Source organism: Paeniglutamicibacter terrestris (assembly GCF_012271785.1).
Taxonomy (GTDB): domain Bacteria; phylum Actinomycetota; class Actinomycetes; order Actinomycetales; family Micrococcaceae; genus Paeniglutamicibacter; species Paeniglutamicibacter terrestris.
The window spans coordinates 334,541-358,856 of sequence record NZ_JAAWVT010000001.1; the positions used below are offsets into that span (position 1 = coordinate 334,541).

The following is a 24,316-nucleotide window of genomic DNA, read 5'->3' on the forward strand; positions in this document are numbered from 1 at the left end:
ACTACGGGTTTACCCGCAGAAAAGGCAATAGTTGCTCCAGAATGGGTTCGGGCGGAAACAGCGTGCCTCCGTGAGTGCGGCCCGGGAGTTCCACCATTCGGGCGTTGGGCATGACCGAGGCCATGGTGCGAGAGTGGTCAATGCGTGGCACATCCCGGGTCCCGGTCATCAGCAGTGTCGGAGTAGCCAACTGCGCCAGCAGCATCTCGCTGACGGCATTTCCCGCTTCAGTGGATTCAAAGTATGCAGCCAAGGCCAAAGCATCATTGGAGGCAAAGGCCAGGCGAGTGGCCGGGTCAAGCTTGCCACCATCTGATTCCATGCCGGCAACGAAGGCATCCATGGTTCCGGTTTTTAAGGCTTCAAGATAGCCGTCAAAGAAGAGGGTACTGATGTGTTGAGCTTCGATAGCGTGTGTACCACCGAGCATCGTCAGGGAACGCACCATTGCTGGGTACTTGATCGCTAGAGACAAACCGACCCTTGAGCCAAATGAATAACCCACGATGTGCACCGATTGGTGGCCGGTGGCTTCAAGCACGGCCAGCACATCGGCGACAACCAAATCCATGGCGTAGGAAGCCGGATCGTGAGGTTTACTCGAGCGACCGTGACCGCGCAGGTCCATCCTGATGGTGTCGAATTCCGGTTCCAAGGCCTTCACATATCCCAGCCCGCGCCAGATGGAACGGGAAAGGGCAGAACCGTGCAGTAGTAAAACCGGTGGGGCACCGTTGGTACTGGTGTCGAAGTAGATAGTCTGGGCATCAACCGGGTTCACTGCAGTGGGCATATGAGTGAGCTTATGGCACAGAACCTCCCTTTACCCAAGCGAAGGAAACGCCTTGAATGATGATCTAACTCCCGTGGTTGTTGGCGGGGCACGTACTCCCTTTGGAAAATTCCGCGGATCACTTTCTTCACTCTCAGCCGTCGAGTTGGGAGCCCATGCCATTTCGGCAGCCTTGGAGCGTAGCGGGGTTTCGGTCACGGATGTTAACCACGTCATCATGGGTCAGGTCATCCTGGCCGGATCCGGCCAAGGCCCTGCGCGCCAGGCTGCGTTGAAGGCCGGCATTGGTTGGGATGTCCCCACGGTGACAATCAACAAACTTTGCCTTTCCGGACTGACGGCGGTGATTGATGCCGCCAGGATGATCCGCGCGGGAGAAGCCGACTTCATCGTTGCAGCGGGCCAAGAATCAATGACAAACGCTCCACACCTGGTGCGTGGAATGCGGTCCGGGATGATGACGGGCGACAAGATGATGGAGGATTCGCTCAACCATGACGGCCTGGCCGACCCATTCACCGGTGAGTTGATGGGTTCGGCTACAGAGACGGGCAACGCCAAACTCGGAATCAAGCGCTCGGATCAAGATGCCTTGGCGGCTAGATCGCACCGGCGAGCCGATGCTGCCCGGTCGATTTTCGAGGCCCAGATCGCACCAATCACGATTGCCCAGCGCCGAGGTGCCGACGTGGTGGTGTCTGTTGATGAAGGCGTGCGCCCCGAAACCACCGAAGAGCAGCTTTCGTCCCTGCGTCCCGCGTTTTCTAGGGATCCGGATGCCACGATCACCGCTGGTTCATCCTCGCAACTTTCGGATGGCGCGGCCGCCGTGATCATCGCATCCAAGGGCGCTGCCCGCCGAGCCGGACTGAGTTGGTTGTGCGAGATTGGGGCGCACGGGCAGACCGCTGGACCTGACGGACAACTCCATTCCCAGCCGAGCACCTCGATCCTCGCCGCGTTAGCAAAGGAAGAGCTGGCCATCCAAGATGTGGACCTCATCGAAATCAATGAAGCCTTCGCCTCGGTGGTTCTTCAGTCGGCTAAGGACTTGGGTGTGGAACCAGAGCGCATCAATCTCGAAGGCGGTGCCATTGCCCTAGGGCACCCCGTAGGTGCTTCGGGTGCGCGTCTGGTTCTTCATCAGGCAATGGAGTTGGCCAGGCGAGGTTCGGGCACTGGCGTGGTTTCGCTTTGCGGTGGCGGCGGCCAAGGTGACGCGCTCATCTTGCGCGCCTGATTTCACAAGGTACTAACTGTTCGTCTTCAGGCGACTCAAAGGTTCGCCGAATAAATTGATAGATACCTCATGAAGGTGCGAGTGATGAGAGCACCGGTCGGACTAAAGATTCCCCAGTCTTCCGACCGGTGCTCATCCTTTTAATGCTCAGGGTTGGCACCAGCTAGTGAAAACGCCACGGGTTGAGACAAGTCGCTACCCGACACGATTGCTGAATCGTTCAGCCAGTTAACGGGCCGCTGCTCCGCCGCACGATTTCATAAGACAGCGACGGCTCTAGATTCGTTCGTGCAGGCGACACGATCGGCCCACTCGACAATAAACTCCCATGGGACCAGACTGAAGGTATCGGTTGTGCTGGCCAAGAGTCCGCACGTTCTACGGATTAAGGAGCACGCGTGATGAGTGAACAACCAGTCGGCGACCAAGCAGAAGAAGCAGAAGAAGCAGAAGTACCCACCGAAAAGCCGGAGCATGTATCGAGCGAGCACGACGAGGCGCTGGTGGAGGAATGGGAAGACGAGTCTTTTCCTGCTTCGGATCCACCCTCGAATTACTGACTCAAAGCCGAATGACACCATTCGCCCAGCTTCCACACAGCTTCCCATTTTAGGCTAGTAATTACCTTCTCAAGGTGCGAGTGATGATCAGAAGAACCGGTCGCGGCGGAGTTTCACCTCCTTTGCCGTCACGACCGGTTCTTCACTTTTAACCTTTAGGACGTCCACTCGGAACCGCGTCACATTGCTGCATATTTGACCGCGCCATCGCATGCCGAAACCCAACACCGTGGACGTGACGGGAATGTGGGGCAAGAATGGGATCCGCGGACGCAATGTCATCTGTCCGCTTTCCCCACGAAATCCAGGAGAACACCCACCCCATGGCCGAAGAACTCCGGTACTCCCCCATCTCAGAAACCCACGCACCGTATCTGGCTGCAGCTGACCGTTATGAATCCACTGGCTACCGCCGCGTGGGCACCTCGGGACTTATCCTTCCCCCGATTTCCTTGGGGCTTTGGTGGAATTTCGGTGACAACCGGCCCTTCGACACCCAGCGCGAAATCCTGCGCCACGCCTTTGATCACGGCATCACCCATTTCGATCTGGCCAATAATTATGGCCCTCCGTACGGCTCTGCGGAAGAGAACTTCGGCCGGATGATGCGCACCGATTTCAAGGCCTACCGCAATGAACTCATCATTTCCTCAAAAGCCGGCTGGGACATGTGGCCGGGTCCCTACGGAAACCTGGGATCACGCAAATACATCTTGGCCTCCGCGGACGAGTCCCTAGCCCGCATGGGTCTTGACTACGTGGACATCTTCTACTCACACCGCCCTGATTTGGACACCCCCATTGAGGAGACCATCGGCGCACTTGATACCTTGGTGCGCAAAGGTAAAGCGCTCTACGTCGGAATTTCTTCCTACTCCCCCGAGCGCACGGCTCAGGCAGCAGCTGTGGCCAAGGAGTTGGGGACGCCACTGGTGATCCATCAGCCGTCGTACTCGATGCTGAACCGCTGGGTCGAGGACGGGCTTCTCAACACGCTGAGTGAACATGGCATGGGATCTATTGCCTTCACTCCATTGGCGCAGGGCTTGTTGACCAATAAGTACCTAGGCGATGATTCGGCCACTCCCGCAGGCGGTCGCAACTCCGTACAAGCGCACCTCACCGAGGAGAATTTCGCCAAGGCTCGAGCCTTGGCCGCAATTGCGGAATCCCGCGGTCAGTCGCTGGCCCAGCTGGCTATCGCCTGGCTTTTGCGTGACGGTGGAGTGAGCTCGGTGCTGATCGGAGCTTCCTCGACGGCTCAGTTGGACGAGAATCTTGGCGCGCTCACCAACACCTCGTTCACCTCCGAGGAGCTTGATTTGATCAACAAGATCACCATTCCCGAGGGCTCCAGCAACCTCTAGCCTCAGCTGACCACCGGTTAGGCAGGCGCCAGATCGACAGCCAGAAACCCTACGAACAATGATTCCGTAGGGTTTCTGGCTTTTTTCAACGAAAAACCACAAAAAGTAATTCGCTTACGGCGGATATCGTTACGATCGACGCGTGATGGCCTTCACAAATTGCCACTTTCGCGACATGATGGATGGGTACGTGGCGCGCAAGATACAGCTTTGCCGCCTAACGACCACCAGAAGGAGCATGGCCGTGACTTCCACCGCCCAGACGCCGACCGCCCCCGGATACCGAGTCCTCAATCCAGCCACCGGAGCAATTCTCGAGGAATTCGCCACGGCCACCGACACCGATATTCAGGAAGCTCTCGCCGCCGCCGAAAACGGTTATCAGGCGTGGAAGAACGTCGACATCAACGAACGTGCCAAGATCGTGGCACGCGTCGGTGAGCTATTCGCCGAACGAGCCGACGAATTGGCAGCAATCGCCACCGCGGAAATGGGTAAGCCGCTCTCCGAGTCCAAGGGTGAAGCAGAATTCTGCAAAGACATCTTCGAGTATTTCGCGACCGAGGGCCCGGGCCTAGCGGCAAACCAGGAAGTTAAGACCTTCGGCGGTGGCAAGGCCATCATTGAGCGTCTGCCCGTCGGACCATTGTTGGGCATCATGCCGTGGAACTACCCCTTCTACCAGGTCGCCCGTTTCGCGGCTCCCAACTTGATGCTGGGTAACACGATTGTGCTCAAGCATGCCGAGACTTGCCCGCGATCTGCTTTGGCCATCCAGGCAATCATGGATGATGCGGGTGTACCGGCGGGCGTGTACAACAATGTTTTCGCATCCCATGATCAGATCGCCACGATCATTGCCGACCCCCGCATCCAGGGTGTCTCGCTGACCGGGTCCGAGCGCGCCGGTGCCATTATCGGCGAGCAGGCCGGCCGAAACCTGAAAAAGGCAGTTCTGGAATTGGGCGGATCTGACCCGTACGTAATTCTCGACTCTGCCGATATCAAGGCGGATGCGGCGACCGCATGGGCGACGCGCATGGAGAACACCGGCCAGGCCTGCAACTCCAATAAGCGCATGATTGTCATGGAGGACATCTTTGATGACTTCGTCTCCGAGCTGACCGCGCTGGCTACCGATTTGGTTCCGGGAGATCCGGCCGAAGAAGTGGCTGGCACGTTCGCCCCGCTGTCCTCCCGCGCGGCGGCCGAGTCACTCGCTGCCCAGGTGAAGGACGCCGTAGACAAGGGCGCAACCCTGCACGCCGGTGGCACCCTGCATGAGGGCCCGGGCGCCTACCTCGAGCCGACCGTACTCACCGGGATCACCAAGGACATGCGTGCCTACTACGAAGAGCTCTTCGGCCCGGTAGCAGTTGTTTACAAGGTGACCTCGGATGAGGAAGCACTCGATTTGGCCAACGACACCCAGTACGGACTCGGTGGCGCTGTGTTCTCCACGGATCCAGCCCGCGCAGCCAAGGTCGCCGCCGGTCTGGAATCGGGTATGGCAAACGTCAACGCACCATCAGCAGAGGGTGCAGAGATGCCGTTTGGCGGCGTGAAGCGTTCAGGCTTCGGCCGCGAGCTTGGTCCGCTAGGCATGGATGAGTTTGTGAACAAGCGACTGTTCTACGTGGCTGGCTAATTCGAACAGCTAAGACGAAGTGGCTGCGGTTTTCATCCCCTAGGGGATGAAAACCGCAGCCACTTCTGTTATTGGGAGAACTTGGAGCGAGTCGGCACGGGTAGACCCCTACAACCCTGCCTCGGCGATATCACCACTCGTCGTATCGACCGCAGCCCTCCTTGCGTTTCTGCTACCGTCCTACATAGTCAAAATGCCATGCCTCAGCATAGGGTGATTCCTCTTCAAGGATCTTGCGGTGCACCCAGTTGTAATTCTTGGAATTCGCCTTCAGCCACTTGAAGTATTTGCCCCGGAATGAATAGTCATAGGTTTCTGGCATATCAATGGCAGTACCCCAACCATGGTTTGATGTCCCGGGGCGCGCGGCGACATATGGGCCTAGCTTTATCCAGTAGGCATCCTGAGTTGCCCGAGTTCGGTAGGCCAGGTCAATATCAATATTCTTGCCAAACTTCTTTTTGAAGGCCGCGTTAAGCCGATTCAGGTCTTTGAGCGCCGGTGACGCGATCAGTGTTTTTTCAGGATCCCACGCAATTGCAGCGAGCATCTTTTCCGGAACCTTCCCGTTCGTTTGGGCCAGTACCTGCTTTGCCGTGTATTTGCTTGGCTTCGTAGTTGCCGTCGATTTGCGGGACATCTGACTTGTTTTCATCCACCCAGTCATGCCCTGAGTATGAACAAAGATCCAACCGCTAACGGAGCCCGCAGTCTTTTCCAGCTTCAAGTCTCGATAAACCACCGAATTACGTGGGATATCGCCAATGAGGATTTTCCCGTTGACACTCTCGCGGAGGTCACCTCCAGAAACTCTGGTCCAGTATATATCGGTCAGACCTGCGCGGTTTGAGGTGTATTTTTGATCAATATAAATCTCGCGGCCTGGTTTCTGGGCAACGGTTGAAAGATATTTGCTTTGGACCCAACCAGTTTTGCCACGCCGAATGATTTGGGCAAAACCACCGGAAATTCTTTTGACAGTGAAGATCCCAGCCTTTGGGACTGTGGTCAGCACCTTAGACACTGTGTTCGCATTTTGTCGCAACTTTAGCTCGGCAGTAGTCTTGCCAAGTTCACCGGCCCTTATGGCTTTGGCGACAGTGCGCAAGTAGTCGTTAGAGGCCCACCCCGTCTTGCCTCCGTACCTCACTTGGCTCCAACCAGCATGGGTTGCGCTGACACTTAGCTCGGTGCCTTTGGGCATCACTGCGAGCTTTTTGCTCGAGGACGAAGGGGACGAGCGTAGATTCAGGTTCGTGGTGGTTTCTACCGTTCGAACTGTTGTTGCCGCCACCGTTAAACCTGACTGCAGCGTTGTTTCCTTCAACGAGGAAATCAACTCAGCGGCGTTAACGCTGCTGGAAGGAATCTGCTGCGCCTGAACAGGGTCTAAGGGCGCGAGTGCAACTATCGGTGCCACCAATAGAACCACCGCTACCCGCTTGAACCCGAGTTGCGGACGTGAACTTGACCAGATCATTTACGTTCCCCACAAGTACTATTTAGATTCATCCTGCGACTGCACATGCGCTGCCCACTAGGATGTTATTAGCCTAACCTTTTTGCAAAGTAGTAGTGTTCGGCATCCACTCCGTCATCACAGTGCATAGAGTGGAGCTGTTGCCAATTTCAAGGAGTCAATTGATGTCACCGAAGCTACGCCTGAAGAGGAAGGCGCGGCCGGATTCGGCCATGCCTTCCGAAGGTGCTGCCACCCTACCCGTCGCCGCCACACCGAGGCACACTGTCTCAGGGATGTGGATCGACCCACTTGGCCGCGTTGCCACACGTTCGGTCCAGTTACTTGTGGTTATCGTCTTGGCATCTGCGGTTGTATTTTCCTTACTAAAGCTCAGCCTCATTGCGCTGCCCATTCTGCTGGCATTGATCCTCTCCTGCGCTCTCTGGCCATTGGTACGGCTGCTGCGCAAGTTCATGTCTGCGATGTTGGCAGCATGGGTGGTCTTCCTCGGCACTCTGTTGGTTCTCGGCGGCATTGGCACTGCGCTGGTCTATTCAGTGGTGGCAGAATGGCCAACCCTTGTTGATAAGGGAGTAGAAGGATTCGGCAAGCTCCAGGGCATGCTGGATCAGCTGCCTCTCACCATCTCCAGCGATCAGGTTGACCAGGCAGTCACTCAAATCACGAGCTTCCTCACAAGCTCGCAATTTGGTGCTGGCGCGCTCAACGGGTTGTCTGCGGCCGGAAACTTCTTCACCGGTTTGGTGCTATTGCTGGTCATCTTGTTCTTCTTCCTCAAGGACGGCGACAAGATTTGGCAGTTCTTCCTCTCGTGGATGCCGGATCACCAAATGCATCGCTGGCTCTCCACCGGTGAACGCACGGTAGAGACACTCGGTGGATACATGCGCGGAACAGCGACTGTGGCGGCAGTTGACGCCATCGGCATTACTGCGGCCCTGCTGATCCTCCGCGTTCCCCTGGCCATCCCTTTGGGTGTTGTGGTGTTCATGAGCTCCTTCATTCCGTTGGTCGGAGCTACCTTCGCCGGAATTCTGGCCACGTTGATCGCTTTGGTCACCAACGGACCGCTGGTGGCCCTGATCGTCCTCGGTGCCGTGATCGTGGTAAACCAGTTGGAAGGCAACTTCCTGCAGCCAGTCGTCATGGCCCACGCATTGAACCTTCACGCCCTGGTGATCTTGTTGTCGCTGGCCGCAGGTACGGTTCTCGGCGGGCTGGTGGGCGCCATCTTGGCCGTGCCGTTGGTGGCTGTTGCCTGGTCCATCACCAAGATCTGGTCCGATCGTGATGAGCGAACCGAAACACCGGGTTCGAGCCCTTCTGGTGAAGGAAAAACTCCGGAAGAAATTCCGACTCCGGCTTCGGTAGTTCTTGAGGCCAAAACAGACCATGAATCAGCAAACGTTGGCGAGCAGCGCGAGGCTACCGCGTAGAGCTTAACCAACCACGTTGGAGTAGCTCGGAACTAGAATTCTCCGAACGCCAAAGAGGCGGTGATCAAAACGCATTGCGTTTTGATCACCGCCTCTTTCGGCTATTACCGAATACCTAAGACCCAATCTCGGTTGCGGAGCGGGCCCAACAATTCGCTTAGCCCAGATGAGTGCTGTGAACCCAGCCTTCAAGGCGACCGGCACGTACCTTAGTCCATTGCCCACGGCTGGCAATGACTTCAAGTTGCTCACCAGCAGGCAACTGAGCCAGGGCTCGATAGTTGGCCGAGGCACCACGGTACAGCGTGGTTTCGGCGACCGTAACCGGGGTCTTGGAAACCACATAACGCAATTGCAACTGGCTTGCGGGAACCCACCCAGTTTCTTGGTCCAACATGATTCTGCGCCACGGACCGAGCTTCCCATTAACCCTCACAAGGGTTCCTGGCTGGAGGATGCGCAATACGGCGAACCTGTCCCCCGCGTCCTTACGAACATTCAGGCGCACGGTGGTGGTGAATTCCGTCGGTGACATCGGTTCGATCCCGGTGGCGGGGCGACGTACGTTGATTCGCGCTAGGTAGGCGCTCGGAACCCAACCGACATCTTTTCCGGTCGAGACCTTGGCCCACGTTCCCAATTCGTCGATCTGGCGCACTTGGATGTTGGCTGCCAAGACACGCAGCACCGGGTAATTGGTACCGGATCCCTTACGGAGATTTAGATCCGCGGTACTGCGGTGGGTCGGAATGAAGTCCTCGTCCGGGATCTCGGGAGCACTTGCCGCGCTGGGACCGGCTGCGATGCTGCCGGTCACCGGTCGTACGGGGATCTGAGGCTTGGAGCGCTGGACTTCAAGGCGTTCAAGGCACTGGCTGGGGAGCCATCCAAAGGTCTGGCCGTGTTGCACGCTAGCCCATAGCCCATTGGTGCGCAGCAGGTACACCGCGGTGTTTTCAGCGATGAGGTACTGGGTGGCATAGTGCCGGCCAGCACCCTTGCGTAACTTGAGCTCGGCGGTGGTCCGGTGCGTCGGTCCTGGCGTCTCTACCGGCGCGGGAACCTGCGAGATGCGAGCTGAATCAAATTTCTTCATGCTGAGACCACTGCTGTAGCCGTGCCCACTTCGGGGTTCCGTAAAGTCAGGCGTGCACGGACTGGGGACACGTGGAATTGACCTCACTGAAAGAGTAATGGACCGGAGCATGGCTAAGTGGCTGGAACGAATTCGCAGGTCCACCGACTGTCCAGGCGCCGTGAAATACGTGGTCCGGACCCCGGCATCAAAAGATGCCTTTCCCCTATGTTAATGCACACATGACCAAGGCCCCCAGTTGCATACCGAGGGCCTTGGTCACATCGTCATCTTGCGTGCGCTTGCATGGTGGCGCGAGCAATGCGACGAGAGTCGTTTTTAGCGTGCTGACAATTCGCCGTCGAGGCGCAACAGTCCGTTGCCATCATTGTTGATCATCTTGACACGGTCAAGGATTCCACCAACGGTGGCTTCCTCTTCGACCTGCTCCTCGATGAACCAGTTCAGGAGCGGCACCGAATCAATGTCGCCCTCATTGTGTGCCAGACGGTAGAGATCTCGAATGGACTCCGAAACCTTCTTTTCGTGGCCAAGCGAAGCTTCGAAGGCTGCGGACACGGAAGATACGCTCAGCGCAGGTGCCGTGATGTCACCGATCGTCGGGTGGGCACCGCGGTCGGTCATATGGGTGGCGAACTTCTCTGCGTGTTCCAGTTCCTCAGCGGCCTGGGCGCGGAACCAGCCGGCAATACCGGGCAGGCTCAGAACGTCCATTTCAATGGCCAGCTGACGGTAAACCGTCGAAGCCTGAAGTTCCAGGGTGATTTGGTCGTTGAATGCGTCTGCGAGCTTTCCGTTGAGTTCCATAGAAAGTACGTTACCCACTCTTTAGTGCCTTGTCACCGAAGTATGGCCGTACTTACCTTGCAGTAAATATGGGCACATTACCGCTCGTAGGAAGGGCCCGTGAAGGTGATCCTCACCTATCTTCGGTAGCAAAGATTAGTCGGTGATGATGCGCTCCCCGGCGTGAATCTTGGCAACCGCTCGGTTCGCATCCCGCAGCCCCAATATCAATCCCGTGACCATGATGACCATTCCAAGGATCAACCCAATTGCCAGAACGACTTCCGACAATTCCACGGCGACTGTCGCAATCCCCGCGACGGCCATCACCACTGCGGCGCTCGCGAAGCCCCATATGCTTTTGCTGGCCGCTGCATGGTGTCCAAGAAGCCAGCACGTTTCACAATGCATCAAGGCCGTGGTGCGCAGCCCGACCCAAGGGTTCGGTTTAATGGCTCCACTTGCCACTGCTTTCATCATCCAGATCATTGCGGCCATGATGACGACCATGATCAAGGTGGTGATGAGTAATGTCAGTTGTTCGGTGTTCATGGTTTTGCGCGACCTTTACAGTTTCCTGGGTTCATGCCGGTGAAAGGCATGCGTGGTCATCATTTTTAAGGGTATGCCCACGTCCGGAAGACGGGAAAATACCTCTATTTACCGAGTCCGGCGCGACGAAGAGCTTCGGCCATAGCGGTGTTTCCGCCGGTGCTTGGCTTGGCTTCCCGCTGCGTCGCAGACTTGGCACCCCGTGCTGGGGCATTGTTGGTCCTCGGCACCCGGGGCTCGGCACCCCGCTGCGGCCGAGAGGACCGTTCGTTCCGCTCAACTTTGGCTCCTGGCTCATCATCCAGGCGAAGCGTCAGCGAGATGCGCTTTCGCGCCGGATCCACCTCAAGGACCTTGACCTTAACAACTTGGCCGGAGGTAACGATCTCGCGTGGGTCGGCGATGAACTTGTTGCTCATGGCCGAGACATGAACGAGACCATCTTGATGGACACCCACGTCCACGAACGCGCCAAAGGCAGCGACGTTGGAGACTGTTCCTTCTAGAATCATGCCAACTTCAAGATCACTGATCTTTTCCACGCCTTCCTTCAGGCTGGCGGTCTTGAAGTCGGGGCGTGGATCGCGGGCAGGACGCACCAATTCAGAGATAACGTCCTTGACGGTGGGTAGGCCAAACTGTTCTGTGACAAAGTCCCCTGCATTCAACGAACCAACGGATTGGTCTTTGGAAGCAGCGGCAGCCAGCAAGCGCTCAGCTAGCCCGTAAGCCTCCGGGTGCACAGCAGAGGCATCCAGGGGCTGCTTGCCACCGGTGATTCGTAAGAACCCGGCACACTGTTCGAAGGCCTTGGCCCCCAGACGTGGAACCTTCAGCAGGGCCCTGCGAGTGGCGAAGGGGCCGTTGGCGTTACGGTGCTCAACGATGTTCCGACTGAGCAAGGAACCAACACCTGCAACTCTCGCCAATAATGCCGGCGAAGCGGTGTTCACATCAACGCCCACGGCGTTCACGCAGTCCTCGACCACTGCGTCCAGCGAGCGGTCTAGTTTGGCAGGGGTCAAATCGTGCTGGTACTGGCCAACTCCGATGGACTTAGGTTCAATCTTGACAAGTTCGGCCAACGGGTCTTGCAGCCGGCGGGCAATCGAAACTGCTCCACGAATGGAGACATCCAGATCTGGCAGTTCGGCACTTGCCAGCGCGGACGCCGAGTACACCGAGGCACCTGCCTCCGAAACGATGACTTTGACCGGCTTGTTGGTTAGTTTGGCAATGACTTCTCCGGCCAATTTATCGGTTTCGCGGCTGGCAGTACCGTTGCCCACGGCGATGAGTTCGGTGCCATGTTTGACTGCCAGCCTGACCAACGTGGCGACGGCCGCGTCCCATTTGTTGGCTGGTGCATGGGGGTAAATAGTGGAAATGTCCACGACCTTGCCAGTAGCATCCACGACAGCGACCTTGACGCCGGTACGTAATCCCGGGTCCAGGCCTAGCACCGCACGGTTCCCGGCGGGTGCGGCGAGCAATACGTCCCGTAGGTTGGCGGCGAAGACTTTGACGCTAGCTTCCTCCGCTGCCTCGAAGAGACGGGTGCGCAGATCGGATTCTATCCGGGCCAGCAGCCGTCCGCGCCAAGCCAGTCGAACAGTTTGCGCCAGCCATTTTCCGGCCGGCGCATCAGTAGCTGCCTTGATCCCCAATGAATGGGCCACCGCGGTTTCATAGCCTCTTCGGGCCTCCGCTAAGGCTTCTTCGGAACGAGGGTCCGCCTCGGCAAGTTCCAGGGATAGTGCACCCTCACGCTCGCCGCGCAGCAGCGCCAAGATGCGGTGCGAGGGCTGTGTGGCAACGGGCTGAACGAAGTCCTCATAGTCCGAGAACTTGGCGGCTTCCGAGGCTGGAGCACCTGGGGCAATCTTCGAGGCGATTTTTCCTCGGCTCCACAGCCTTTCGCGCAACTCGGCGACTAAGACGGGATCCTGCGAAGCTCTCTCAGTGAGGATAGCTCGGGCGCCGGCTAGTGCGTCGGCTGCGGCGTTAACTTCGTACTCGGCATTCAGAAAGGTGCCAGCCAGAGATTCCGGGTCCTGTTGGGGATCGTTGATGAGCGAGTCTGCCAAGGGTTCCAGACCTGCCTCGCGGGCAATCTGGGCGCGAGTGCGTCGCTTCGATTTGTAGGGAAGGTAAAGATCTTCGAGCTCTGACTTGGTGGTGGCCGCATTGATGGCTCCCCGCAGTTCGTCAGTGAGCTTCCCTGATTCGTCGATGGACTTCAAGATCGCTTCCCTACGATCTTCTAGCTCGCGTAGGTAACGCAGGCGTTCTTCCAGCAACCGCAGCTGAATATCATCTAGCGTGCCCGTGACTTCTTTGCGATATCGAGCAATGAACGGAACCGTTGAACCGGCATCCAGCAATTCGACGGCAGCTTTCACTTGCCAGTCTGCGACAGATGCTCCCCCGGCGGATAGGTCGGTGGAAATTGTCTGGATTATTCGCATCTGACTCACTCACACTAGTTTGCCGTATTTGGCATGTCGTCTGGGCTCCCAAAGCAATATCGGTGGTTGCGTGTCGCGATGGAGCCAAAAGTGACCAGATAGAGCAATGAGGCACTTCAACCGCGATCTTTCCTTGTCCCATGATTCTCAACGTCGCTCGAAATCGGGAAGTGGCATTCTTGCCAACCCTGGATGGCCACAGCCAGTCTTTTTCGTTTTCAGACAATCTGTTGGGTGAACGTCACCTTCTAAATTGGTGGTTGCCAAACGTGACGCCGCAAGAAGTTAGAGACCGACCAGCGTTCGTGGGTTAGTTTGAACTTTTCATGTTGCAATCCCCACGGCACCTCGAATCTGGTCGGTCACTTCCCATGGATTTTCAGGAAACCAATAGATAAATGGCTGCGCCAATCGCAGCCACGGCCAACACGGCCAGGCCAATGTTTTGCCACAGTATTGGAACGAGTGGCGTCCTACCGTAATTATTGCGTTTCCCCATGACTGCCCCCAATTCTGTGTTTCCAACGAGATGTTTCATGCTTCAGACCATTCGTATCCATAAAGGTCCATGACCCGTCAAACAATGGAATCTTTTCACCCTGATGTTCACCCTTGTAGGTTTCGGGGCATCTTGGATTTGAATTAATTCCACCGGTCACGGCTTTTTCGCACTTAAGGTCGTACCATCACAACGGCCAAATTCAAGAAAACGGGGCCCAGCCTCCCAGCATCTTCACAACACCAAACAACTACGATGGATCACATGACTTTTTCACGCTCCAATAAAGCCTTGACTACATCCCTCGCCATCCTGGCTCTAGCGACTTCCGGCTGTGCAGGCATTGCCGATACAGCTTCATCGGCTGCTTCTTCCGCGGCCACGCAGTTAGCCGACGGCGCGAAGAAGGAACTCATCAAGCAGGTATGCGCTCCGATAAAAGACGGCACCGTCAATGCAGATGATCTGAAGATCGTCACATCAATGGTTGATGCGGTTCGTGAAGGCGGATTGCCCGAGGAAATTGTCAGTGCATTGGATGACGTTGCCGCTTCGGGCGACAAAGTACCTGCCGACGTCCAGGCTCGGCTTATCACGGCATGCGAAAACGCATCGGTATAGGAACCATTGGGGAAATCCAAATGCGTGCCGTTTGGAGCCGCTAGACGCACCGCTCCGCAGTTGCACTCAGTGCTGGATAGACTATCGAGGTGAAGCAGGAAACTAAGGCAGTTCGAATCGATGCATGGCTCTGGTCCATTCGGATCTTCAAGACGCGATCGGCAGCAACTACGGCCTGCCGTGCTGGCCACGTGCGTCTCAACGACAAGCCAGCCAAGGCGGCCCAAATCATCGTGTCTGGTGACACCGTCCGAGTGAGGCAATCCGGATTTGACAGAATTCTGGAGGTGACAGCCTTGATTGCCAAAAGAGTCGGCGCGGATGTTGCAGTTCGCTGCTACGTCGACCACACTCCGGTAAGACCAAAGGAATTCATTCCGCAGGTTCCGGTCCGGGATAGAGGTGCTGGACGGCCAACAAAAAAGGACCGCCGTGAGATGGAACGGCTTCGCGAACAGATGCACTGACCTGAGAGCTACGATAGGAAAGGTAACGCATCTGTGGAAGGGAATTCGCCACAACCGCAATTTAGCCTGAGGAGAAGTATGGCTCGGAATAAAAGCTGGAATGAACTTTCTGTTGTCGCTCGCTGGAGGATCGCGATGTTGGCGCTCGCACAGCTGGCTCTTCAATTCGTTGCCTTACGTGACTTGGTCAAGCGCCCAGCAGCTGATGTACGTGGTTCCAAAAGTCTCTGGGCTGCTGCAACCTTCATCAATTTCTTCGGCCCATTAGCCTACTTGGCTTTTGGTCGCGCTTGGAAAATTAAGTAAGCGTCTTTTCTCGAATGTAGGAAATTCCGGGTGGGCCTAGAACTGTGTTCTGTTTCTGGCCTCATTGTTGACCGTTCTTTGGGGGCTGGGAAGACCGAGCCTTGTCGCAGTTCTCGCGACCAGAGAAACCGGAGACATGTTGGGGATGGTACTTAGTTGCGCGTTCACCGCAATTGTTGCGCTAAGTATTGCCCAGTTCCAACTCTGGAAAGGCTGACCAAAGGATGGCCCAGCTAACGATTTACCTGTGATTAAACGGCTCGAAAATGCATCAGTCGAGATGGGACTAGAGATTCCCGACACAGAATTGGTCAGCAGTGACTGAAGGACTTCGCGTCTAAAAATGTAGGGTAAGGACGACCGGTTCTCCTCGTTTTTCTCAGTGCTGGATGTGGCTCCTGTGCAGCAATTGCAGATCTAGTACCAGAGTGGAACGATCGGTTGTCGCCGATTCTTGTGAGAGTCGCGACGTCGTCAAGGCCAGACGTTGTTGATGTGATGCTTGCGAATGCCGTACCCGATATGTGCTAAGGAGCGCTTGCGGGAAGAACCGCGCTCGGAACTTCCAGAGTTCCCGCGGCTGTGGCACTTGGATGTTCCCAACAGCCGGTGATTGCTTCTCCGATTGTCTACGGTGTTCAGGAGATTGAGGCGCTCGTCGTATCATCGCGTAACGGATAATAAGCGTTCTAGAACTGTTCAAGGTCGACTGCCCCTGACCCATATTTTCACCGAGTCAGTGATTACCGCCCAGAAATCCTGTCGGCAAAGCGGGCGATCGACGCGGTGTTTCCCCGTCCACCTGCTTCTTGCGCGTCGGCCCGGTGATACATCGCGTACATGCCTTGCACTGCCAGCCAGCGCAGTGGCTCAGGTTCCCAGCGACGTACACTGCGATTGACCCACGGCACGGACGTTTCTTTGGTGTCCTTGCCCAGGACAAGATCCGAGAGCGTGCGTCCGGCGAGGTTGGTGGCGGTGACACCAGTTCCCACATATCCCCCGGCAAAGCCGAGCCGCGTGGCTCGGTCGTAGTTAACGCTCGCCTTCCAATCACGTGGAACTCCCAATACGCCCGCCCACGCGTGATCGATCTTTGTCCCACCGACCGCGGGGAACATCTCGCGCAAGATGCGGCGTAATGTCTGAATGGTCTTCTCCTGCGTGGCGCCGTCCATGTCGGTACGCGAGCCATAACGATAGGGCACCCCGCGCCCGCCCAGAGCTATGCGCCCATCCATCGTGCGCTGAAGATACACATAGGCATGGGCCAGATCCTCGAGAGTTTCTCGGCCCTTCCATCCAATTTCTGCCCACGTTGTAGCTTCCAGTGGTTCTGTGACAATCATCGAGGAATTCATCGGCAGCCAGTCGCGGTGTGCCTGCGGCAGATTGGCGGTGAACCCTTCGGTGGCCCTCAGTATGTGCTGTGCCCGCACGACTCCGCGTTCTGTCACCGCGCTCGGTGTGCGCTTTGGTGTCCCCGCGTTGATCTGCGTGACCATGGTGTTTTCAAAAATCGTCACACCCTGGCGCTCCACTGCTTGTGCCAACCCTTGTACTAGTTTGGCCGGGTGGATGCGGGCGCAATGTGGGATAAACATGGACCCCAGGGCCCCTGCGACATGAATACGCTGGGCCGTCTGGTCCGCGGAAAGCCGAATAGCATCATCCTCCGGCCATTTCTGTTGCTCCAGTGCCAGTTCATCCAGACGGTTCAGCTGCGCGGGGTTTCGCGCCACCAGCAGCTCCCCACCCTTGTGAATGTCAGCATCGATGCCCTCGACTGCGGCAACCCGAATGACCTCGTTGATGGTCTCATTGAGCATTCTTTGGAAGTCACCCACCAGTGATCGCCCATGGGTTTTTACGTATCCGTCGCGACCGCCGGTGATGGTATTGGCCAGCCAGCCTCCATTACGCCCCGAGGCACCAAAGCCCGCGAAACGCGATTCCAGCACCGCAATGCGCAACGTCGGATCGGCTTTCGCCAGATAGTAGGCACTCCACAGCCCGGTATACCCGGCACCCACAATGGCTACGTCCACATCCAGGTCACCGGCGAGCGCTGGCCGAGGTGTTGGCAGACCGTCGGCGGCATACCAGAACGATACGTTTCCGTTAGTGGTCACGATTTCCTCATTTTCTTATTTCTAGGAAAGGTCAAGCACCGGGACATCTGCTTCAAAGCCGAAGACTGCGGCGTAGAACCCTAGCGAGGTTTCCAGCGCGTTGATGATGGTTTCCGCACGCCGGAAGCCGTGCTGCTCCCCCGCATAAAGTACATACGCATGAGGTATGCCATTGGCAGCCAGTGCGTCTGCGACCACCTGAGACTGGGCCGGAGGAACTACCTTGTCCTGATCCCCCTGGAGCAACAGCACCGGGCAACTGATATCTTCCACGTGGTTAATCGGGGCACGTTGCGCGTAGAGCTGTGCGGCCTCGGGGTAGGGCCCCACTAGGGATTCCATGTAGCGGGACTCGAAGTCGTGGGTGTCACGCACCAGTCCCACCAAGTCCGAGACTCCATAGCGCGAGATTCCGGCGGAGAACCTCTTGGTGGTGGTCAGCGCGCTCAATACCGTCCACCCACCGGCGGATCCGCCTTCGATGGCCAGTCGCTGGGGATCGGCCAGTCCCGCCGCCACCATGCCGTCGAGCACCGCGACGGTGTCCTGTACATCAACCACGCCCCATTCACCGTTGAGGCGTTGACGGTAGGCACGTCCGAAGCCCGTGGAGCCACCATAATTCACATCCACCACACCAATGCCGCGGGAGGTGTAGTAGGCAATGGACAACGAGAGTTGGGCGAAGGCTTGGGAGGTGGGCCCACCGTGGACAAAGGCAACATAGGGTGGCAGCTCCCCTTCTTGGCCCTGCAGGTCCCCCAGCTTGGGAGCATAAACGTGGGCATACACTGGTGAGCCATCTGTCGTGGTGAATTCCATGGCCTCGGCTCCGGGCAGCGCGAACGGTTCCGGCAAATCACGCAGCGCCAGAGACACATTAATCGCCTCGAGGCTTTCGAGGTTTATCAATCGCAACCCATCTCCCTGTACCAAGGAGGTGGCTGTGGCTAGGAGTTGGTTCCCACGCACGGCACAGGGCGATAGCCGTGTAAAGGGAAGCGGCAGTTCCTTCAGCTCTCCCGTAGAGACGTTCAACGATGCCAGTGCCGAACCGTGAGTACCGTGAGTGAGGAGCAAGGTGTTGGAATCCATGGCCTTGTACCAACTTTGACCCACGGTCCATAGCGGGCCGGCGAATTCCTCGGCACGTCCGCACAAGGCCCGGCGATTTCCTGTGGCGGCTGTGTATAGGTAGGGATTCCACCAGCCGCTGGAATCGGAGATGAAAACCAGTTCGTCGTCGTTGAGCCATTCGGGCTGGAGCACCGATTCGGTGGTGGATCCCGCCACCACCGAATCATTGATAGCCTTGCCCGCCTCCACGTCGGCAATGTGCAGCTCGGTGCCATCCCACGGCATCTGTGGGTGTTCCCAAGAAATCCAACTCAGGCGAGTCTTGGAGGGGTTAAGGCGAGGAGCAGCAACAAAGCGTGATGAGTGGGTGACTTCGGTGAGCTTTTGAGCATCTTGGGCGGCCGATCCATCCAGTGGCACAGCCACGATGTAGCGGCGCAGCTCGGTACGGTGATCCTCACAAATGGCCAAGACACTTCTGGGATCCGTGCCCTCAATGATTTCGGCAAAACGGAAGGCGGGATCCCCATCGGTACCGGCACTGTCCGGGGTCAGTGGGACCGGGGTGCCGCCGTCCGCACCGGCAAGATATAGGCGCTGATCCGCGAAGTTCACAAATACTAGCTTCTGGGTACCGCCCACCTGGATGGCTGCCCAGGCTGCACCCCCGTATTCGTTAACCCTGCTGCGTACGTTGAAAGGGCTAGAGACCAGTTCGCGCGGCTCTTGGTCGGTCTTCGCATCCCGTGCCAGTACCGTGAGCCGACCACCCTCAGCCGGGCGGCCTTCGAGCCACCAGATCTCTTCTCCCACGAAGGTGCCGCCACCCACGGGTGTGGTTCCGGCCGCGACGTCTTGAGCGGAAATGGGCGAGGGCCAGGAGCCATAGGGCAAACGCGTAGTCATGAAGCGATCCTAGCCTCCCGGTGCTCGGGCGTGAATGCCCGTGCGACGTGGGGTGCTGTCTCGACCCGACGTACCCTTAGCGCTCTGCTTCAGCACCAGTTGTGCTAAGAAAGTGTTAATACTCGGCGCGGCAGGCCCACTTCCGGCCGTGCACCTGTAGCTTGAATGTGACCTACAGCGCACGAGGATTGCGGGGTGGTGCCATGGCAAGGATGCCGAGGTCCATCACCACCGGCTTCCTCATGAACCCGGCGGCAGCACCGCCGCATGGCTGTTTCGGGAGACCTGCCGACCCAAAACAGCCCGGAGTCCATCAACAGATTCCAACACTCGCACCTCAGGCAACTTCGAGGGACAAGGAAGTCAATCATGCCAACTGGAAACACCCCACCGCCAACAAAAATTATCCACTCCGACCGCATCGATGATGATGGCGGAAAGCCAGCCAAATGGAAGATCGTTGGCCCCGGCTTGGTGGTCGCGGCCACCGGTGTCGGTGCCGCCGACATGGTTGCCACTCTGGTGGCCGGATCCCGCTACGGCTACGGCCTACTCTGGGCGGTGATCATCGGTGTCATTCTGAAGATCATTCTGGTCGAGGGCGCCGGCCGTTACACCCTGGCCACCGGAAAGACCATCTTTGAAGGCTGGAAGTCACTGGGCAAGTGGACCACCTGGTACTTCGGCCCCTACATCATCATCTGGGGCTTCGTCTACGGCGCCACCGCCATGTCATCGGCCGCCCTGCCGCTGGCCGCGATGTTCCCGGCGGTTGACCTGAAGATCTGGGCGGTGCTGATGGGCCTGGCCGGATTCGTCATGGTCTGGTTTGGCCGCTACGAAATTTTCGAGAAGATCACCGCCGTATTGGTGGGCATCATGTTCGTCACCGTCGTGGGTCTGGCCGTCATTGCCGTACCGAACATCCCCGAGATGTTCAAGGGGCTCATCCCCATGATCCCCTCCGGCGGTCTGGTTTACACGTTGGCCTTGGCCGGCGGCGTGGGCGGCACCATCACCCTAGCGGCCTACGGCTACTGGCTCCGTGAAAAGGGCTGGTACACGCCCAAGTGGATGAAGGTCATGCGCATTGATAACTCCATGGCGTACGTGATCACCGGAATTTTTGTCATTGCCATGCTCATTGTTGGTGCCGAGGTGGTTCGCGCCGCGGGTGTCTCACTGAGTGCCGGCGACAAGGGGCTTCTGGACCTGACGAATGTGCTGAACGAGAAGTACGGAGACGTGGTGGGTACCGGGTTCCTGATTGGTTTCTGGGCTGCTTCCTTCTCCTCAATCATTGGCGTGTGGAATGGCGTCTCGCTGATGTTCGCCGATTTCTGGGGAAACATGCGCGGCAAGGAATCGGGTCACCCCGACACCCGCGTGGGCGGCAAGTACTTCAAGTTCTACGTCCTGTGGTTGACCTTCCCGCCAATGATCCTGTTCCTGCTTGAGCAGCCGATCGGCCTGATCCTGGCTTACGGCGTGCTGGGCTCGCTATTCATGCCGTTCCTTGCGGTGACGTTGCTGGGCCTACTTAACGGCAAACGGATCCCCAAAGCTTGGTCCAACAAGTTGCATACCAACATCTTGCTGGCCATCACCGCTGCACTGTTCATTTCCCTGGGTGTCCAGCAGCTCTACAAGGCCATTTCGCCACTCTGGGGCGCCTAGCCACTCTGATTCCACCATGCTCGGGGCCCTAGACCGTATCCGGCGGTCTAGGGCCCCGAGCGTCATTCTTCTCTCGTCATTGGACAAGCACCCAAGCACGGCACAGACTTGGCCACATGAATTTCTTTGCTGTCTTTTTGCGCGGGGTCAACGTCGGTGGCGTCAAGGTCCTCATGAAGGACCTGACCACGCTGCTGCAAGACACAGGATTCGAAAGTATTCGCACCTTTCTAGCCAGTGGCAACGTGGTGCTGGCCGCCGAAGAAGCCGATCCCCTGGTCATTAAGAATCGTATTGAAGCTGCCCTGCTCGAGCACTACGGCCGAGAGATCCCGGTGATCGTGCAAGACGCTGCGCAACTGGACCATTTTGTCCAGGAGTATCCTTTTGTTCCAGCCGAAGATGGGATCGCCCGACACCGCTATCTGGTACTCACCAGCACCACAGAAGACGCGGCAGCGATCCTTAACAACGCCCCAGATCCCACGGCCACCGAACGCCTTGCCGCGCTGGGGCATGGCATCTGCTGGGAGGTCGAGCGCGGTGACAGCCTGGGTACCCCTTTGGCAAAACACTTCACCAAGGTGGCTTCCAAATTTCTAGTGACCACCCGAAATATGAATACCATCGAAAAAATTGACGCGGCCATGCGCGCAGCCAGTGCGTAACTAAGCCCGCCACAACGTGGCCATGGCGTAGTGTGCAGTTGCGTCCGACTCACCACGTGAGAAATACCAGAACGAGAGAAAGTTCCCCAAGTGACCATCCCCTTGTTCTTTGATCTATTGGGTGTTTTCTTTTTTGCCGTCTCCGGTTCCCTCTTGGCCGCCCGTCGTGGCTTCGACATTGTCGGTTCCTTCTTGCTCGCAGGCATGACCGGGTTCGGTGGCGGCATCGTGCGCGATCTAATTCTCGGCGTGGTGCCAACCGCATTTGTGAACCCGTTCTACTTCATCCCACCAGCTATAGCCACCCTGCTCGTCTACTTCGTGGCACCAGGGGTACAACGACTGGTGCGCCCGCTACTCATCTTTGACGCGGCGGGATTAGCGCTGTTCTGTACCTCGGGCACCATCAAGGCGTTGGAAGCCGGAATGAACCCCTTCTCCGCCACGCTGCTCGGCGTCACCTCGGCCGTGGGCGGCGGGTTGATCCGCGACGTCATAGCCAACAAAACCCCGTCGATCTTTGATCCGCATGACATTTACGCGGTACCGGCCATGATGGGATCCGGACTGATCGCGATGCTTTGGATGCTGGGGATTCGCGGCTGGACCTGGGAATTGGGTGTTACGGCCGTGGTCTTTGCACTGCGCATTCTGTCCCTGAAGCTGGACTGGCGGGTGCCCAAGGCCGTGGGCCCGTGGCACCACGACACTCAACTGAGGTAGGGGCTAAAGCACGCGCTCTAGTTCAATGGCGGGACTGGGCCCATTCTTGCCGTCCTCGATTTTGCGCGGCCCATTGATCATAAAAGCACCGGTGAGCATCACCAAGATGCACCCCGCAAGCATGGCAAAAGATGCGCTCCATCCACCGGTGGCATCTTTGACAATCCCAAAGAGCAACGGCACGATCGCTGCCCCCGCATAGCCGAGCCCCTGACTGAACCCGGAGAGTACCCCGGAGCCATAGGTGGTGCGTGAGCGTAGGTTCATCATCAACAGGGCGATGGCAAAGGTGCCCTGACCCAATCCGGAGAAGATAATCCACACCACGGTGTGATCGGTAGGTGATAGATAAAGCCCCAGGTGCCCCACGATCCAGCAGCCGGTAAAGACCAATACCGCCGCCACCGGGTGGCGCAGCCGAGGCACGATCAGGGGCACCAGCAGGCTGACCGGCAGACCCAGGATGGCGAAGAGGGCAAGCATTGAACCTGCCGCCGCAGCATCCAGACCCTGGTCCCGCAGATACGGAGGCAGCCAAGTGAAGTAGACATACGTTTGTGCCGAGTTACCCGCAAGGAAAATGGCCAGTCCCCAGGCGACCGGCGACTTCCAAGGGTTAATGCGCACGGGGTGAACAGCCACCAGACCATTAACCAACGGCGTATCGGGTCGTTTGTTTTTCCGATCCCGGAACAGTTGGATACCCCACGGCACCAAGACCACTGCCGAGAGCAGAGACCACGCGGCAATCGAGGTGCGCCAATTCGTCGCAGTGGCCAGCGGGACGGAGAATTGCGGGCTCATCCAAGTGCCCACTGCCAGCATCGTGACATAACCGGAGGTCACCACTGCCAACCGATCGGGGAAGTACTTTTTGACCAAAGGAGGCAGCACCACGTTGCCCATGCCATAGCCGGCCAGGGTGATCACCGAGAGCAACAGGAAACTACTGACCTCCCCGACGGTGGCACGCAACAGCTGCCCCGCGACGGCCAATAGCACCGCGCTCAGCAGCACCTTCTCCAAGCCTAACCAGCGGATCAGCCGCGGAGTCAGCAGCCCAAAAGCGGCAAAGACTACGGGAGCCAACATGGCCAGCAATCCCGTGCTAAAGGAGGTAAAGCCAAGCTCCGGGCCGATACTCCCCAGCAGCGGCGGCACCGAGACGACAGCCGCCCGCAGGGACAGCGCCATCAGCAGGATGCCCAGCAGGGCACCAATCCGGCCTGCGATCTTTTCGCGGCGTGGAGTCAGAGACATGGGGTGTTTTAGCTACCGTTCTTGAGTCGTTCCACCTGGTCCAGCAGGTGGTCCAGATCCTTACCGAAGGTGCCGCGCGACCAGGGTCCGGGCATGGAGGACTGGTAGTAGAGGCCCTCGCCGATGAGCATGATGGTTTGAGCAGCGTATTGGTCTTTCACCTCGGTGCGGATTTGGTCCAGCCAGCTCGAATGCACCAATTCGAGCGCCTCAATCGAGGGCTCGTGGCCGGTTTGGGCCAGCCGCAAAACGGCAAGGAACAATCGATCTAGCTCCGAGCCCACCAGGGTGGAGGTGCGCACAAAATACCGTGCTGGGCCTTCTGGGGCTGATGCCATCAGTTCGAGGTCTTGTTTCACGATCGCGTGCAGGGCCTCGATCACGCCGAGGGCTAAGGCTTCCTTGGAGGCGAAATGGTAGAGCAGCCCGCCCTTAGAAACCCCTGCCTTGGCGGCGGTGGCTTCGATGGTGGCTGCGCGTTCACCGTCATCACAAAGCATCGAGGCGTAGGCATCGATGATCTTTTCCTTGGCTATTGGCGGTCGAGACAT

The 24,316-nt window shown here is 57.7% G+C and carries 21 protein-coding genes; 11 read left to right on the top strand and 10 right to left on the bottom strand.

The features are described 5' to 3' along the window. Nucleotide 1: 1 nt before the first annotated feature. Nucleotides 2-793 carry an alpha/beta fold hydrolase gene (locus HED64_RS01550; RefSeq protein ID WP_132359388.1) on the bottom strand — a complete coding sequence of 264 codons (792 nt, stop codon included), beginning with the start codon at nucleotides 791-793 and terminating at the stop codon, nucleotides 2-4. Between the two features lie 52 nt (nucleotides 794-845). Between HED64_RS01550 and HED64_RS01555 the strand changes: the two genes are divergently transcribed. The 4 genes from HED64_RS01555 (at nucleotide 846) to HED64_RS01570 (ending at nucleotide 5,608) form a co-directional block, all read left to right on the top strand. Then, complete coding sequence (locus HED64_RS01555; protein ID WP_168150355.1) at nucleotides 846-2,033, top strand: acetyl-CoA C-acetyltransferase; 1,188 nt, start codon at nucleotides 846-848, stop codon at nucleotides 2,031-2,033. A gap of 401 nt (nucleotides 2,034-2,434) precedes the next feature. Further along, nucleotides 2,435-2,593, top strand: a complete 159-nt coding sequence (locus HED64_RS01560) for a hypothetical protein (RefSeq protein WP_168150356.1) — start codon at nucleotides 2,435-2,437, stop codon at nucleotides 2,591-2,593. Nucleotides 2,594-2,916: 323 nt separating this feature from the next. Continuing rightward, nucleotides 2,917-3,960: an aldo/keto reductase gene (locus HED64_RS01565; RefSeq protein ID WP_168150357.1), complete on the top strand. Its 1,044-nt coding sequence runs from the start codon at nucleotides 2,917-2,919 to the stop codon at nucleotides 3,958-3,960. 238 nt (nucleotides 3,961-4,198) lie between these two features. Next, the gene (locus HED64_RS01570) at nucleotides 4,199-5,608 is read left to right on the top strand and encodes an NAD-dependent succinate-semialdehyde dehydrogenase (protein WP_168150358.1); all 1,410 of its coding nucleotides are present in this window, start codon (nucleotides 4,199-4,201) and stop codon (nucleotides 5,606-5,608) included. A 172-nt stretch (nucleotides 5,609-5,780) separates the two neighbouring features. Here the strand turns inward: HED64_RS01570 and HED64_RS01575 are convergent, their stop codons facing one another. Further along, nucleotides 5,781-7,088 (bottom strand): SH3 domain-containing protein, encoded by a 1,308-nt coding sequence (locus HED64_RS01575; protein WP_168150359.1) that lies wholly within the window; start codon nucleotides 7,086-7,088, stop codon nucleotides 5,781-5,783. Between the two features lie 164 nt (nucleotides 7,089-7,252). On the opposite strand from HED64_RS01575, the gene HED64_RS01580 reads away from it, so the two are divergent. After that, nucleotides 7,253-8,527 (top strand): AI-2E family transporter, encoded by a 1,275-nt coding sequence (locus tag HED64_RS01580; protein WP_168150360.1) that lies wholly within the window; start codon nucleotides 7,253-7,255, stop codon nucleotides 8,525-8,527. Nucleotides 8,528-8,684: 157 nt separating this feature from the next. Here the strand turns inward: HED64_RS01580 and HED64_RS01585 are convergent, their stop codons facing one another. The 4 genes from HED64_RS01585 to HED64_RS01600 all read right to left on the bottom strand — a co-directional run bounded on the left by HED64_RS01585 (nucleotide 8,685) and on the right by HED64_RS01600 (nucleotide 13,429). Further along, nucleotides 8,685-9,623, bottom strand: coding sequence for an SH3 domain-containing protein (locus HED64_RS01585; protein WP_168150361.1), 939 nt, complete (start codon nucleotides 9,621-9,623; stop codon nucleotides 8,685-8,687). A gap of 318 nt (nucleotides 9,624-9,941) precedes the next feature. Further along, the gene (locus HED64_RS01590) at nucleotides 9,942-10,430 is read right to left on the bottom strand and encodes a ferritin (protein ID WP_168151090.1); all 489 of its coding nucleotides are present in this window, start codon (nucleotides 10,428-10,430) and stop codon (nucleotides 9,942-9,944) included. A 135-nt stretch (nucleotides 10,431-10,565) separates the two neighbouring features. Further along, nucleotides 10,566-10,961 (bottom strand): SdpI family protein, encoded by a 396-nt coding sequence (locus tag HED64_RS01595; protein WP_168150362.1) that lies wholly within the window; start codon nucleotides 10,959-10,961, stop codon nucleotides 10,566-10,568. Nucleotides 10,962-11,065: 104 nt separating this feature from the next. Further along, complete coding sequence (locus HED64_RS01600; RefSeq protein WP_168150363.1) at nucleotides 11,066-13,429, bottom strand: Tex family protein; 2,364 nt, start codon at nucleotides 13,427-13,429, stop codon at nucleotides 11,066-11,068. Between the two features lie 763 nt (nucleotides 13,430-14,192). Here HED64_RS01600 and HED64_RS01605 point away from each other — a divergent pair. The 3 genes from HED64_RS01605 to HED64_RS01615 all read left to right on the top strand — a co-directional run bounded on the left by HED64_RS01605 (nucleotide 14,193) and on the right by HED64_RS01615 (nucleotide 15,322). Beyond that, nucleotides 14,193-14,549 carry a hypothetical protein gene (locus HED64_RS01605; RefSeq protein WP_245325592.1) on the top strand — a complete coding sequence of 119 codons (357 nt, stop codon included), beginning with the start codon at nucleotides 14,193-14,195 and terminating at the stop codon, nucleotides 14,547-14,549. 89 nt (nucleotides 14,550-14,638) lie between these two features. Further along, nucleotides 14,639-15,016: a S4 domain-containing protein gene (locus HED64_RS01610; RefSeq protein WP_168150365.1), complete on the top strand. Its 378-nt coding sequence runs from the start codon at nucleotides 14,639-14,641 to the stop codon at nucleotides 15,014-15,016. Between the two features lie 78 nt (nucleotides 15,017-15,094). Next, nucleotides 15,095-15,322, top strand: coding sequence for a PLDc N-terminal domain-containing protein (locus tag HED64_RS01615; protein WP_132359410.1), 228 nt, complete (start codon nucleotides 15,095-15,097; stop codon nucleotides 15,320-15,322). 743 nt (nucleotides 15,323-16,065) lie between these two features. Here the strand turns inward: HED64_RS01615 and HED64_RS01620 are convergent. Then, the gene (locus HED64_RS01620; RefSeq protein ID WP_168150366.1) at nucleotides 16,066-17,454 is read right to left on the bottom strand and encodes an FAD-dependent oxidoreductase; all 1,389 of its coding nucleotides are present in this window, start codon (nucleotides 17,452-17,454) and stop codon (nucleotides 16,066-16,068) included. Nucleotides 17,455-17,475: 21 nt separating this feature from the next. Next, complete coding sequence (locus tag HED64_RS01625) at nucleotides 17,476-19,437, bottom strand: S9 family peptidase (protein WP_168150367.1); 1,962 nt, start codon at nucleotides 19,435-19,437, stop codon at nucleotides 17,476-17,478. A gap of 369 nt (nucleotides 19,438-19,806) precedes the next feature. Between HED64_RS01625 and HED64_RS01630 the strand changes: the two genes are divergently transcribed. The 3 genes from HED64_RS01630 to HED64_RS01640 all read left to right on the top strand — a co-directional run bounded on the left by HED64_RS01630 (nucleotide 19,807) and on the right by HED64_RS01640 (nucleotide 22,505). Beyond that, nucleotides 19,807-21,114 carry an Nramp family divalent metal transporter gene (locus tag HED64_RS01630; RefSeq protein ID WP_168150368.1) on the top strand — a complete coding sequence of 436 codons (1,308 nt, stop codon included), beginning with the start codon at nucleotides 19,807-19,809 and terminating at the stop codon, nucleotides 21,112-21,114. Nucleotides 21,115-21,230: 116 nt separating this feature from the next. Continuing rightward, nucleotides 21,231-21,782, top strand: a complete 552-nt coding sequence (locus HED64_RS01635) for a DUF1697 domain-containing protein (RefSeq protein WP_168150369.1) — start codon at nucleotides 21,231-21,233, stop codon at nucleotides 21,780-21,782. 90 nt (nucleotides 21,783-21,872) lie between these two features. Further along, nucleotides 21,873-22,505, top strand: coding sequence for a trimeric intracellular cation channel family protein (locus HED64_RS01640; RefSeq protein WP_425351763.1), 633 nt, complete (start codon nucleotides 21,873-21,875; stop codon nucleotides 22,503-22,505). A 3-nt stretch (nucleotides 22,506-22,508) separates the two neighbouring features. Here the strand turns inward: HED64_RS01640 and HED64_RS01645 are convergent, their stop codons facing one another. Next, nucleotides 22,509-23,765 carry an MFS transporter gene (locus HED64_RS01645; protein WP_168150370.1) on the bottom strand — a complete coding sequence of 419 codons (1,257 nt, stop codon included), beginning with the start codon at nucleotides 23,763-23,765 and terminating at the stop codon, nucleotides 22,509-22,511. A gap of 8 nt (nucleotides 23,766-23,773) precedes the next feature. Then, nucleotides 23,774-24,316 (bottom strand): TetR/AcrR family transcriptional regulator, encoded by a 543-nt coding sequence (locus HED64_RS01650; protein WP_168150371.1) that lies wholly within the window; start codon nucleotides 24,314-24,316, stop codon nucleotides 23,774-23,776.